Source organism: Streptomyces sp. NPDC015345 (assembly GCF_043078805.1).
GTDB lineage: Bacteria > Actinomycetota > Actinomycetes > Streptomycetales > Streptomycetaceae > Streptomyces.
Map to the genome: position 1 here is coordinate 813,164 of NZ_JBIBTX010000003.1, position 13,492 is coordinate 826,655.

At 72.0% G+C, this 13,492-nt stretch carries 8 protein-coding genes; 1 reads left to right on the forward strand and 7 read right to left on the reverse strand.

What is annotated here, in order from left to right; genetic code table 11:
• Positions 1-94: 94 nt before the first annotated feature.
• From ACF062_RS16030 to ACF062_RS16040, 3 genes are all read right to left on the reverse strand, one after another.
• Positions 95-2,989: a protein kinase gene (locus ACF062_RS16030; protein ID WP_392138556.1), complete on the reverse strand. Its 2,895-nt coding sequence runs from the start codon at positions 2,987-2,989 to the stop codon at positions 95-97.
• Between the two features lie 128 nt (positions 2,990-3,117).
• Positions 3,118-5,208 carry a serine/threonine-protein kinase gene (locus ACF062_RS16035; protein WP_392138558.1) on the reverse strand — a complete coding sequence of 697 codons (2,091 nt, stop codon included), beginning with the start codon at positions 5,206-5,208 and terminating at the stop codon, positions 3,118-3,120.
• A 440-nt stretch (positions 5,209-5,648) separates the two neighbouring features.
• Positions 5,649-7,358 carry a glycerol-3-phosphate dehydrogenase/oxidase gene (locus ACF062_RS16040; RefSeq protein WP_392138560.1) on the reverse strand — a complete coding sequence of 570 codons (1,710 nt, stop codon included), beginning with the start codon at positions 7,356-7,358 and terminating at the stop codon, positions 5,649-5,651.
• 228 nt (positions 7,359-7,586) lie between these two features.
• On the opposite strand from ACF062_RS16040, the gene ACF062_RS16045 reads away from it, so the two are divergent.
• Positions 7,587-8,840, forward strand: a complete 1,254-nt coding sequence (locus ACF062_RS16045) for a nucleotide sugar dehydrogenase (protein WP_223776253.1) — start codon at positions 7,587-7,589, stop codon at positions 8,838-8,840.
• Between the two features lie 71 nt (positions 8,841-8,911).
• Here ACF062_RS16045 and ACF062_RS16050 read toward each other — a convergent pair whose 3' ends face one another.
• The 4 genes from ACF062_RS16050 to ACF062_RS16065 all read right to left on the reverse strand — a co-directional run bounded on the left by ACF062_RS16050 (position 8,912) and on the right by ACF062_RS16065 (position 13,246).
• Positions 8,912-10,036, reverse strand: coding sequence for a GuaB3 family IMP dehydrogenase-related protein (locus tag ACF062_RS16050; protein ID WP_223776252.1), 1,125 nt, complete (start codon positions 10,034-10,036; stop codon positions 8,912-8,914).
• 111 nt (positions 10,037-10,147) lie between these two features.
• Positions 10,148-11,665, reverse strand: a complete 1,518-nt coding sequence (guaB, locus tag ACF062_RS16055; protein ID WP_223776251.1) for an IMP dehydrogenase — start codon at positions 11,663-11,665, stop codon at positions 10,148-10,150.
• Between the two features lie 127 nt (positions 11,666-11,792).
• A complete protein-coding gene (locus ACF062_RS16060; RefSeq protein WP_127909693.1) occupies positions 11,793-12,368 on the reverse strand; it encodes a sigma-70 family RNA polymerase sigma factor in 576 nt (191 codons plus the stop codon).
• 266 nt (positions 12,369-12,634) lie between these two features.
• Positions 12,635-13,246, reverse strand: coding sequence for a response regulator transcription factor (locus ACF062_RS16065; protein ID WP_003948568.1), 612 nt, complete (start codon positions 13,244-13,246; stop codon positions 12,635-12,637).
• Between the last annotated feature and the right edge of the window lie 246 nt (positions 13,247-13,492).

Genomic DNA, 13,492 nt, shown 5'->3' on the forward strand with positions numbered 1-13,492 from the left:
AGGGCCCAGGTTAAGGAGAGGGGAGCGCGCAAGGAACCACAGGGGGCCTACGGAGACCTCAATGTGACGCATGCCGTGCATGTACCGGCGTGGGCTAGTCGGTGACCTGGTACGTCTTCGACGCCTGCTCGAACAGCCGTGTCACTTCGTCCCGCTCGGCCTCGGGTCCCCGCACCTGCACCACGTGGTACTTCCCGCCGACGATCATCGCGAGGTTGCGTACGTAGACCTCGCGGCCCTCACCGTCCTGCCAGGTGAACTGACCTTCCGCCATGGCCCGCCCGCCGACGTCGATGCGGCGCATGCCGCTGGAGGTGGCCCAGGAGGAGTCGCGGAACGGCTGGAGCTCGCGCTCGTGCTCACGCTGGTACTTCATGGGGTCGCTGCCGTAGCCGTCCGTGGTGTCGCGCCCCGGCACCACGAGCAGTTCGAAGCCACCGTGGGCGTAACGGACCTGGCCGCGCCCGTTCTTGGGCTGCCGGTCCCAGCCACGCGCCACGGCGACGCGGAAGCCTTCCGTGTCCTTGCGCAGAGTGAAGCCTTGCGGTAGCTCGGGGTCGTTGGGTCCGTTGGTCCGGGCTTCCTGCGAACTGGGGTCGTTGGAGGCCTTGCCGTCACCTTTGCCGTCGCCCTCGCCCTTGTCCCCGCTCTCGTCGGCGTTCTCCTCGTGGCTGGGCCCCGCGCTCGCCTCGCCGACAGCCCCGGCGCGGCCGTCCGCCCCCTTCTCACCGGCCTTGGGCAGGAAGAGCATGGCGTACGCGATCGCCGCGGCGAGCCCGACGAGGATGGCCAGGAGCAGCAGCCGCCCGAGCGAACGAGGCCGTGCGGAGCCCGCGGCCCGGGGCGCCCGCTTCGGCCCGGCCTCGCGGACCGGCTCGGCCTCGCGCGGCGGGGCCTCACGGAACCGCTGCGGTTCGCGGGGGGCCCGCGCGGCCTTGCCCCTGCCCCGCTTGTGGCGGCCGTGGCCCCCGGTGGTGGCGGGCGCGGCGGCGCGGCGCCTGCGCACGACCTCGCCGCGACGGCGTACGACGGGCAGTCGTCCCGCGTCGTACGGCGGCACCGGCACGACATGCGCCCCGGCCTCCGGCTCCGGGGCCGAGCGCACCAGGGAGCGGAGCCAGCCGCTCAGCTCCTCGAAGTCGAGCCGGTCGGTGGGGTCCTGACGCAGCAGGGACTCGACGACGGGCCGCAGCGGGCCGCACTCCTCGGCGAAGGCGGGCGGCTCGGCGCACACGAGCTGCACGAGTTCAGCGGTGCTGTCCTCGGGGTAGGGCGCGTGTCCCTGCACGGCGCGGAAGAGCAGCGCCCCGAGGGCCCACAGGTCGGTGGCGGGGCCGATCGGTGCGGCGAGCTGCCAGTTCTCGTGCACGGGCCCGGCCTGCTCGGGGGCCCACCGCTCGGTGACGGCCCCGACGACCACCATGCGCGCGTGCCGGGCCCGCTCGGCGGCCAGAGCGGTGCCGGGCCCACGCGCCCCTCCCGCCTCACCGTGGGCCATGTCCCACGCAGAGCGCTCCTCGCGGGTGCCGGCGGCGGGGGTGGGCGCGGGGGGCTGGTGGCGGTTGGGGGGCTCGTGTGGTGCGTGGGGTGGCTGGGGCTGGTGGTGGGCAGGGGACTGGTGGGGTACAGGGGGCCGTTGCTGCCGGCCGGGCTCATAGGGTGAGCGCGGCTCATAGGGCGAGCGGGGCTCATGGGGTGCACGGGGCCCTTGCTGTGCGCCGGGCTCATAGGGTGAGCGCGGCTCATGAGGTGCGCGGGGCCCTTGCTGCGCACCGGACTCGTAGGGTGAGCGCGGCTCGTAGGGTCCGCCAACGCCCCGCCCGCCGGGCCCACGGCGCTCGGCGCCCTCCACCGCGCCCCGCTGGCCGCCGCCGCGCGGAACCGCACCGTGCCAGGGCTTCGTGTCGCCGACTCCATAAGGGTCCGAGATCCGTCCGGCCGTCCCGGGCTGCCTGTCACCGCCCCGAGGGCCCGGCACACCCGCGGAACCAGACCCGGTGCCGCCCGCGTCCGTCCCGGCCGGCGGCCCCTCCTCGGCCCGGGCCGAGGCCCGCTCGGCCCCCGCGCGATACGCCGCGATGGGCCCGCCGCGCGCGGCCCGCGCCTCGCCCCGAGCGGAGCCCGCGGCTTCGGCCGCCTCCACCGCGTCCACGGCCTGTCCGGCCCGCCGCACCGCGGCCCGCGACGCGCCGCCGTCCCGCGAGTACCCCGCGAACTCCCCGCCCCGCTCGACCTCTTCGAACGCCTCCGGAGCGGGCTCAAGCGGCAGCCCTCGGTCCTCGTACCGCACCTCCGAGGCGCCCTCATACGCGGCCACGTTCCCGACCGACCCCGCCGAACCGGTGGCCTCCCCCGCCTCCACGGGCCGCGGGTCGTACCCGCACAGGGCCTCCTCCGCCGCCCCGGCCGCGAGTCCCGTCAGCATCACGCGGCCGTCGTCGCAGATCAGCACCGTGCGCGCGGTGATGTTCCGGTGCACCCAGCCGTGCGCGTGCAGCACGCGCAGCGCCGCCAGGACGTCCGCCGCGACCTCCGCCGCCCGGTACGGGCTGAGCGGCCGGTCCGCGAGGAGTGCCGCCAGCGGCCTCGCCGCCACCAACTCGCTGACTATCCACAGCGAGCCACCCTCGGCGAACACATCGAACACCTGGTCGAGCCGTGGATGGTCCGGAATCTGCGCGGCCGTCTGCGCCGCCTCCATCGCGCGCCGCACGGCCGGATCCGTGGGCCTGCGCGTCGTGCGCGCCGAGGCCCGCCGCACGCCTGCACCGCCCGGACGCGCGCCCGCCCGGGGCACGAACCCCTCGGGCAGGTCATCCTCGTCGAGCACCTCCGCCTCGACGACCTCAGGCAACGGCACCTGCCTGACCAGGACTTCCTGCCCGCTGTAGGTGTCGAAGGCACGGGCTTCGGCGAGCTCGTACTCGTCCGAGGGAGGCAGCGGCAGGCGGTAGCGGTCGGCGAGCACCCGTCCCGCATAGTCGTCCACGATGCCTCCCCCGTCCGCCCGGTGGTCAATTCCGTTCGACTTGCGGCTCGTTACGGCTGTGTACGGACCGCAAGCATTCACGATACGTGCCGTGGGCGAACCGCAATGAGGGGATACGAGATCTCAGCTCACGACTTCGGCTGGAACGTCCTCGTGAAGGTCTGCCACGCGGCCCGCCGCTGCTCGCTCTTCCAGTCATCGGCCTTGGCGGTGTACATCATTCCGTAGCCGAGCCCGCCGTTGACGACGAAGCCGCGGTCGACGGAACGGTACTTCGTGCCGCCGTCCACGTAGGTGAACTCCCAGTCGGCGGTGTTCCACCCGCGGAAGTCCACCTTCTCGATCCTTATCCGGTCGTACTGCGACCGGACCATGTAGTTCTCCTGGTTCTTCCAGTCGCTCACCGGGTTGTCCTTGGGCGTGGTCGTCCAACCGATCAGCAGCTTCTGGCTGTTGGGCCCGGTGAACCGCGCGCCCGCCCTGCCCGTGGACTGGTACTTCCACCCCTTCGGCAGTCCGATCTTGAAACCCTGGTCGTGCTCGTACGTCGACGCCGCGCCGTCACCCGGCTTCTTGCCGTCGTCCTGGCTGGGGTCGTGCCCCTCGCCCTCGTCCGAGTCCGTCTCGTCGTTCTTGCCCGGGTCGTTGCCCTGGCCCTGCCCCTGCCCCTTGTCGTCCTCGGAGCCGGAACCGGAACCGGAGCTGGCGCCCGTCTCCTTGCCGGTGTCCTTGCCGTCCTCGCGCTGGTCCCCGCCCCCGGACGCCCCGCTGGACGCGGCCTTGTCGCCGCCCTTGCCGCCCTGGGCGGAGCCGCCGTCGCCGCCGTTCGACAGCGCGAAGGCCAACACCGTGCCCAGCACGGCGAGTACGGCCACCACGGAGACGATGACCAGCGTCCGGCGCGGCACCACATCGGTGAGCGACGCCTTGGGCGGCACCCGGGGCGCCGTCCGCGGCGGCGCGCTCGGCGCCTGCGGCACGGCGGCACCGCTCCTGTGCCCGGCCGCGCCGGAGGCCACCGGCCCGGAACCCGAGCCCGCACCGGAACCGCCCGCGGCGCCCGCGGCACCGGCCCCCGTGGCCGACGCGGCGGCCTTGCGGACCGACCGCAGCGCGCCCTTCAGCCGATCGGCGGCCTCCTCGCCCTTGCGCCCGGCGACGGACCCGGAGGCGGCGGACGCACCGGCGGCACCGGCGGCCGCGCTCGCGCCCGCCTTCTTCGTCAGCCTCGCCGGCAAGCCCGGCCCGGAAGCCTTGGGCGCCTTGGGCGGCTTGGACAGCCTGCTGGTCTTCGCCGGCTGCGGCGGCACCGGAGGCAGCGGCACGACCTTGGTCGCCTCGACCGGTTCCGGCTCCGCCCTGGTCTCCGGCGCGTGGATGACGTCCCTCAGGAGCGCCCGCGCCCCGGCGTCGTCGAGCCGCTGCTGGGGGTCCTTTGCGAGCAGGCCGTAGATGACCGGCTCCAACGGCCCCGCGTTCTTGGGCTTGTCGACGTCCTCGGTCATCACCGCGGTCAGGGTCGCGATGGCCGAGCCCTTGTCGTACGGAGGGACGCCCTCCACCGCCGCGTACAGCAGGCCGCCCAGCGACCACAGGTCGGCCGCCGGGCCCGGCTTGTGCCCGCGCGCCCGCTCCGGGGAGATGTACGAGGGCGCGCCGACGAGCATGCCCGTCGACGTGATCGACGGGTCGCCCTCGACCTGGGCGATGCCGAAGTCCGTGAGCACGACCCGACCGTCCTCGGCGATCAGCACGTTCGACGGCTTCACGTCGCGGTGCAGGATCCCCTCGCGATGCGCGGACCGCAGCACGTCGAGGATGGCGAGGCCGACCTCGGCCGCCCGCCTCGGCGTGAGCACGCCGTCCTCGCGGATCGCCTCCGCGAGGGACTTGCCCTCGACCAGCTCCATCACGATCCACGGCCGGTCGTCCTCGTCGACGACGTCGTAGACCGTCACGGCGCTGGTGTTGCGGATCCGCGCGATCGCCTTGGCCTCGCGCAGCGTCCGTGTGATGAGCCGCCGCTTCTCGTCCTCGTCGATGCTCGTCGGGAACCGCAGCTCCTTCACCGCGACCGTACGGCCCAGCGTCTCGTCCTTGGCGCGCCACACGGTGCCCATGCCGCCGCGGCCGAGCACCTCTCCCAGCCGGTACCGGCCGGCGAGGAGACGTTCGCTCTTGTCCCGACGGGCCTCACCCGTCTGCTCCGCGTCCGACATGCGTCCCCTCTGCTGCTACCGCTGCTACCCGAGCAACCCGCCCTGACAGAGCCTTCATTGTCCCTTACTCAAGGACCGGCCGGCGCCCAGGGTCCACCGTCCCTCATGAGGGACCGCGTACCGGGAGGAAGTGCCATGCCGACACCGCGCTCACCGGCAGCCGTCATCCTGGCGGCGATCCTCATCAGCCCGACGGCAGGCCCACCGCACCGCACGGCGTCGGCCACGCATGCCACTCTTCCGCTGCTCACCGGTCCCGGCAAGGCCCAGGCCGCGGCCCTCCTGCCCCGGGAGCGCTCCACACCACCCCCACGCCCCCTCGGCCCCCGCCGTCAGTCCTCCCTCATGGAGCCTCAACAACCCTGTGGGACAAGGCCCGTGCCCCGGCGCACAGCCCTCCGGGGCCAGCGCTCTGAATCCGCCCGGCTGAATCCGCCCGGCTAACCGAGCGGCACGATGTCCGGCGCGCCCAGCCGCGCCGCGTCCGCCGTCAGGTCGTCCGGCTGGCGCTGCGACTCCCGCTCGGCCTCCACCCGCTTCTCGTAGTGCTGCACCTCCCGCTCGATCTGGTCCTTGTCCCAGCCGAGGACCGGCGCCATCAGCTCGGCACACTCCCGGGCACTGCGCGTGCCCCGGTCGAACGTCTCGATGGAGATGCGGGTCCGCCGGGTCAGGACGTCGTCGAGGTGCCGGGCTCCCTCGTGTGACGCGGCGTAGACGATCTCGGCCCGGAGGTAGTCATCGGCTCCCGGCAGGGGCTCGCCCAGCTTCGGGTCGGTGGTGATGAGTTCGAGCACCTCTTCGGCGAGCGAGCCGTATCGGTTCAACAGGTGCTCCACGCGCACGACATGAAGACCCGTCTGGGCGGCGATCCTGGCGCGGGCGTTCCACAGCGCTTTGTACCCCTCGGCACCGACCAGCGGGATGTCCTCGGTCACGCAGTCGGCGACCCGCTGGTCAAGGCCGTGCACGGCCTCGTCGACGGCGTCCTTGGCCATCACCCGGTACGTCGTGTACTTGCCGCCCGCGACGACCACGAGGCCGGGCGCCGGATGCGCGACCGTGTGCTCGCGCGACAGCTTGCTCGTGGCGTCCGACTCGCCGGCCAGCAGCGGCCGAAGGCCCGCGTACACCCCCTGGACGTCGTCGCGGGAGAGCGGCACCGCGAGCACCGTGTTCACGTGTTCGAGCAGGTAGTCGATGTCGGCGCTGGAGGCTGCGGGGTGGGCCTTGTCGAGGTCCCAGTCCGTGTCGGTCGTGCCCACGATCCAGTGCCGTCCCCAGGGGATGACGAAGAGGACGCTCTTCTCGGTCCGCAGGATCAGACCGGTCGAGGAGCTGATCCGGTCCTTGGGGACGACCAGATGGATGCCCTTGGACGCCCTGACGTGGAACTGGCCGCGCTCGCCGACCATCGCCTGGGTGTCGTCCGTCCACACGCCCGTGGCGTTCACGATCTGCTTGGCGCGGACCTCGTACTCCCCGCCGCCCTCCACGTCCTGCACCCGGGCGCCGACCACGCGCTCGCCCTCGCGCAGGAAGCCGGTGACGCGCGCGCGGTTGGCGACCTTCGCGCCGTACGCCGACGCGGTGCGCACCAGGGTGGCGACATAGCGGGCGTCATCCATCTGAGCGTCGTAGTACTGCATTGCGCCGACCAGCGCGTCCTTCTTCAGGCACGGGGCGACGCGCAGGGCGTGGCGGCGCGTCAGATGGCGGTGCATGGGCAGGCCGCGGCCGTGTCCGCGGGACATCGACATGGTGTCGTAGAGCGCGACGCCCGAGCCGGCGTACAGCCTCTCCCAGCCCTTGTGCCGCAAGGGGTAGAGGAACGGCACCGGCTTCACCAGATGCGGGGCGAGCCGCTCCAGGAGCAGGCCGCGCTCCTTCAGCGCCTCCCGGACGAGCGCGAAGTCGAGCATCTCCAGATAGCGCAGCCCGCCGTGGATCAGCTTGCTCGACCGGCTCGACGTGCCCGAGGCCCAGTCACGGGCCTCGACGAGGCCGGTGGACAGGCCGCGGGTCACCGCGTCGAGGGCGGTCCCGGCGCCGACCACCCCCGCGCCCACCACCAGGATGTCCAGCTCCCTCTCGGCCATTCCCGCAAGTGACTCGGCACGCTCCGCCGGCCCCAGTGTCGCTGTCCTCACCGCTGCCTCCCGCTGTGATCGGGTGTGGTCGGACTCACATCATGCCCAGATTTCTCCCGCGCCCGCCGATCTCGCCCGCAGCCTGTGGACAACACTCCGGACCGGCATGGCAGTGCAATGCCACAAAACGGTCATATTTACTCCTAGTCTGACATTGCGCTGGTCCGCCTTGTCCACAGGGCTTGCGCGCTCGTCCCGCTCCGGCTATTGGGAGGACGGCCCACCGCCATGCCCGCAGATCTCGCCGTCATCGGTCTCGGCCACCTCGGCCTGCCCCTCGCCCAGGCCGCCGTCGCGCGCGGCATCGCCACCATCGGCTATGACCCCGCCCGCGCCCCCGACCTGGCGGGCGGCCGCCTGCCCTGCGACGGCGCCGAGGGCACCCTCACCGCCGCCGACGTCCGCCGGATGCTCTCGGGGGGCTTCCGGCCGACCACCGACCCGGCCGAACTCGGCCGGGTGCGCACAGCCGTCATCTGCGCGCCCACGCCGCCCGCCGCCGACCGCTCGCTCGACCTGAGCCAGGTGGCCGACGCCGCCCGGGCGCTGGCCGTGCGCCTGCGCCCGCACACCACCGTGATCCTCGAATCCCCCGCGTACCCGGGGAGCACCGAGGAATTCGTCCGTCCAATCCTCGAATCCGGCTCGGGCCTGCGCGCCGGCCGCGACTTCCACCTCGCCTACTCCCCGGGCCGCCTCGACCCCGGCAACCGCTCGCACGGCTACGCGGGCACCCCCAAGGTCATCGGCGGCCTCACCCCGGCCTGCACCGAATCGGCGGCCGCGTTCTACGGCCGCCTCACCGACAAGGTCGTACGCGCCCGTGGCCCCCGCGAGGCCGAGACCGTGCACCTCCTGGAGACCAACTACCGGCACGTCAACATGGCCCTGGTCAACGAGATGGCGGTGCTCTGCCACGACCTGGGCATCGACCTGTGGGACGTCATCCGGTGCGCGGAGACCAAGCCCTTCGGCTTCCAGGCCTTCCGTCCCGGCCCCGGTGTCGGCGGCCACGGCGTCCCCCTGGACATCCCGAACCCGTCCCGCGGCGCCCGCCCCCTGCGCATGGTCGAACTGGCCCAGCAGGTCAACGACCGCATGCCGAGTTACGTCATCCAGCGCTCGGCGACCCTGCTCAACGAACACGGCAAGTCCGTCCGCGGCGCCCGCGTCCTGCTCCTCGGCGTCACCTACAAGCCGGACCTCGCCGACCAGCAGGGCGCCCCCGCCCAGGAGGTGGCGACCCGTCTGATGGAGCTGGGCGCGGCCGTCAGCTACCACGACCCCTACGTGCCGAACTGGAGCATCCTCGGCCGTCCCGTCCCGCGCGCGGACACCCTCTACGAGGCGGCGGCCGACGCCGACCTCACGATCCTGCTCCAGCACCACCGAACGTACGACCTGCAAGGCCTGGCCGTGAAGGCGCAGCTCCTGCTCGACACGCGCGGCGCGACCCCGGCGGGCGCGGCGCACCGTCTCTAGGCACACGCGCGTGCACGTACGAGAAAGGGCCCCGGTACACCTACCGGGGCCCTTCTACGACGTACGGAGTGTCACCGCTTGTGCTGCGAGTCCGCGACCGTCACCTCGACGCGCTGGAACTCCTTGAGCTCGCTGTAGCCCGTCGTGGCCATCGCGCGGCGCAGCGCCCCGAAGAAGTTCATCGAACCGTCCGGGATGTGCGAGGGACCGGTGAGGATCTCCTCGGTCGTGCCGACCGTGCCGAGGTCGACCTTCTTGCCGCGCGGCACGTCCTCGTGGACGGCCTCCATGCCCCAGTGGTGGCCCTTGCCGGGCGCGTCCGTGGCGCGGGCGAGCGGGGAGCCCACCATCACGGCGTCGGCGCCGCACGCGATGGCCTTGGGCAGGTCGCCGGACCAGCCCACGCCGCCGTCGGCGATGACGTGCACGTAGCGGCCGCCGGACTCGTCCATGTAGTCGCGGCGGGCGGCCGCGACGTCGGCGACGGCGGTGGCCATCGGCACCTGGATGCCGAGGACGTTGCGCGTGGTGTGCGCGGCGCCGCCGCCGAAGCCGACGAGGACACCGGCGGCGCCCGTGCGCATCAGGTGCAGGGCGGCGGTGTAGGTGGCGCAGCCGCCCACGATGACCGGCACGTCGAGCTCGTAGATGAACTGCTTGAGGTTCAGCGGTTCGGCGGCACCGGAGACGTGCTCGGCGGAGACGGTGGTGCCGCGGATCACGAAGATGTCGACCCCGGCGTCCACGACGGCCTTGGAGAACTCGGCGGTGCGCTGCGGGGAGAGCGCGGCGGCGGTGACCACACCGGAGTCGCGCACCTCCTTGATGCGCTGCCCGATGAGGTCGGCCTTGATCGGCGCGGAGTAGATCTCCTGGAGGCGCCGGGTGGCGGTCTCCGAGTCAAGACCGGCGATCTCGTCGAGCAGCGGCTGCGGGTCCTCGTACCGCGTCCAGAGGCCCTCCAGGTTCAGGACGCCGAGGCCGCCCATCTCGCCGATGCGGATGGCGGTCTGCGGGGAGACCACCGAGTCCATGGGGGCCGCCAGGAAGGGCAGCTCGAAGCGGTAGGCGTCGATCTGCCACGCGATCGAGACCTCCTTCGGGTCGCGGGTGCGCCGGCTCGGTACGACGGCGATGTCGTCGAAGGCGTACGCGCGGCGGCCGCGCTTGCCGCGCCCGATCTCGATCTCAGTCACGTTGTGGGGCCTTTCCCTCTTGGTCTGCCTGTCCAGTATCCCCGACACACACGGAAGGGGCGGCCCCGGTGAGCGGGACCGCCCCTCCACGCGCGCGTGGAGCGCAGGAGACTACTTGCTGCGGCTGTAGTTCGGCGCCTCGACCGTCATCTGGATGTCGTGCGGGTGGCTCTCCTTGAGGCCCGCGGACGTGATGCGGACGAAGCGGCCGTTGGCCTGGAGCTCGGGGACGGTGCGCCCGCCCACGTAGAACATCGACTGGCGCAGACCGCCGACCAGCTGGTGGACGACCGCGGAGAGCGGACCGCGGTAGGGCACCTGGCCCTCGATGCCCTCGGGCACCAGCTTCTCGTCGGAGGCGACGCCCTCCTGGAAGTAGCGGTCCTTGGAGAACGAGCGCTGGTCGCCACGGGACTGCATGGCGCCGAGCGAGCCCATGCCGCGGTAAGACTTGAACTGCTTGCCGTTGATGAACATCAGCTCACCCGGGGACTCCTCGCAGCCGGCGAGCAGCGAGCCCAGCATGACCGTGTCCGCGCCGGCGACGAGCGCCTTGGCGATGTCTCCGGAGTACTGGAGGCCGCCGTCGCCGATGACCGGGACACCGGCCTCCTTGGCGGCGAGCGAGGCTTCGTAGATGGCCGTCACCTGCGGTACGCCGATGCCGGCGACGACACGCGTGGTGCAGATGGAGCCGGGGCCGACGCCGACCTTGATGCCGTCGACACCGGCGTCGATGAGCGCCTGGGCACCCTCGCGCGTGGCGATGTTGCCGCCGATGACGTCGACGCCCGGGGCGTCCGACTTGATCTTGGCGACCATGTCGCCGACCAGTCGGGAGTGGCCGTGCGCGGTGTCGACGACGATGAAGTCGACGCCCGCGGCGACCAGCGCCTGGGCACGCTCGAAGGCGTCACCCGCGACACCGACGGCGGCACCGACCAGGAGGCGGCCCTCGCCGTCCTTGGCGGCGTTCGGGTACTTCTCGGCCTTCACGAAGTCCTTGACCGTGATGAGGCCCTTGAGGACGCCCGCGTCGTCGACCAGCGGAAGCTTCTCGATCTTGTGGCGGCGCAGCAGCTCCATGGCGTCCACGCCGGAGATGCCGACCTTGCCGGTGACCAGCGGCATCGGCGTCATGACCTCGCGGACCTGGCGGCTGCGGTCGTTCTCGAAGGCCATGTCGCGGTTGGTGACGATACCGAGCAGCTTGCCCGCCGCGTCGGTCACCGGGACGCCGCTGATGCGGAACTTCGCGCAGATCGCGTCGGCCTCGCCGAGCGTCGCGTCCGGGTGCACCGTGATCGGGTCGGTGACCATGCCGGACTCGGAGCGCTTCACAAGGTCGACCTGGTTGGCCTGGTCGGCGATGGAGAGGTTGCGGTGCAGCACGCCGACGCCGCCCTGGCGCGCCATGGCGATCGCCATGCGGGCCTCGGTGACCTTGTCCATCGCGGCCGACAGCAGCGGAACGTTCACGCGCACGTTCTTCGAGATGAACGAGGAGGTGTCGATCTGGTCGGGCGCCATGTCCGACGCGCCCGGCAGCAGCAGCACGTCGTCGTAGGTCAGCCCGAGTGTCGCGAATTTCTCGGGCACCCCAGTCGAAGAACCGCCGTTTGCAGTCATGACACCTTCCCCAAATGGCCTTGATCGGTGCGGATGTCCATGCTAACGGGAACGGAGGGTGTCTCATTCCACGATCAAGATCATCGGCGTTCTTTGTACGTTCGTACGTCTGCCCGCGGGCGGCCGCCTACTGCTCGGCGAGCGCCCTCAGGCGGCTCAGCGCCCGGTGCTGGGCCACCCGTACCGCGCCGGGCGACATGCCCAGCATCTGTCCGGTCTCCTCGGCCGTGAGCCCGACGGCGATCCTGAGCAGCAACAGCTCGCGCTGGTTCTCCGGGAGGTTGGCGAGGAGCTTCTTGGCCCACTCCGCGTCACTGCTGAGCAGGGCGCGCTCCTCCGGGCCGAGCGAGTCGTCGGGCCGCTCGGGCATCTCGTCGGAGGGCACGGCGGTGGATCCGGGATGGCGCATCGCCGCGCGCTGGAGGTCGGCCACCTTGTGCGCGGCGATCGCGAAGACGAACGCCTCGAAGGGCCGCCCGGTGTCCTTGTAGCGCGGCAGCGCGAGGAGCACCGCGACGCAGACCTCCTGTGCCAGGTCCTCCACGAAGTGGCGCGCGTCACCCGGCAGCCGGGACAGCCGGGTGCGGCAGTACCGCAGGGCCAGCGGGTGCACGTGCGCCAGCAGGTCGTGCGTGGCCTGTTCGTCGCCCTCAACGGCGCGAAGGACGAGGGCACCGATCACCGTCGTCTTGTCATCGCGCATCGGTCCATGGTGCCTTGGTGGCGACTGATCCGTGGCACCGCGTCCGTAGTTGTGCACTGAAGCGTTATGAGCAGGTGCGCCGGAACTCATCTCCTGCGCCCTCCCCTCCCGCTCGATCGACTCGTCCCCGAGGAACTCCACACCTCAAGGATGCGGCATCGGCGGCGAAGCGACGGCAACCGCTCTCGAAAAGGTCGAAAGCGGGCGTCCGTCGCCCCGCCCACCGAGCGGCGGGCGGGGAGCGCCACGCCCCCGCTGCGGCGCACTCAGCGGACCAGACCCCAGCGGAAACCGAGCGCGACCGCGTGCGCCCGGTCCGAGGCACCGAGCTTCTTGAAGAGCCGCCTGGCGTGTGTCTTCACGGTGTCCTCGGAGAGGAAGAGCTCGCGCCCGATCTCCGCGTTCGACCGGCCGTGGCTCATGCCTTCGAGCACCTGGATCTCGCGCGCGGTCAGCGTGGGCGCGGCGCCCATCTCGGCCGAGCGCAGTCTGCGCGGGGCGAGCCGCCACGTCGGGTCGGCGAGTGCCTGCGTGACCGTCGCGCGCAGTTCGGCGCGCGAGGCGTCCTTGTGCAGATAGCCGCGGGCACCGGCGGCGACCGCGAGCGCGACCCCGTCGAGGTCCTCGGCGACGGTGAGCATGATGATGCGCGCACCGGGGTCGGCGGACAGCAGCCGCCGGACGGTCTCCACGCCGCCCAGACCGGGCATGCGTACGTCCATCAGAATCAGGTCCGAGCGGTCGGCGCCCCAGCGGCGGAGGACTTCCTCGCCGTTGGCCGCCGTCGTCACGCGCTCGACGCCGGGCACGGTCGCGACCGCCCGGCGGAGCGCCTCTCGGGCAAGCGGGGAGTCGTCGCAGACGAGGACGGATGTCATGACTGTCCTCCGCGGCTCTCACAGCTGCTGCGCGTCACCTTGAGCCTCCAGGCTGGTACTTATTCGTCACCTGTGCGGTTGACGCTCTCGGACGCCTGCCCGAGCGCTTGTTCTTTCAACCGCCTCCGCCCTCTCAACGACGGTCACCCGAAAGAGTTACGGGGCTGTCAGTCATCTTCGGCACTCTACGTGAGGGCCCGGACACAGAGCAGAGCGCGCGGCAGACCCTCAATGTTTCATCACAAG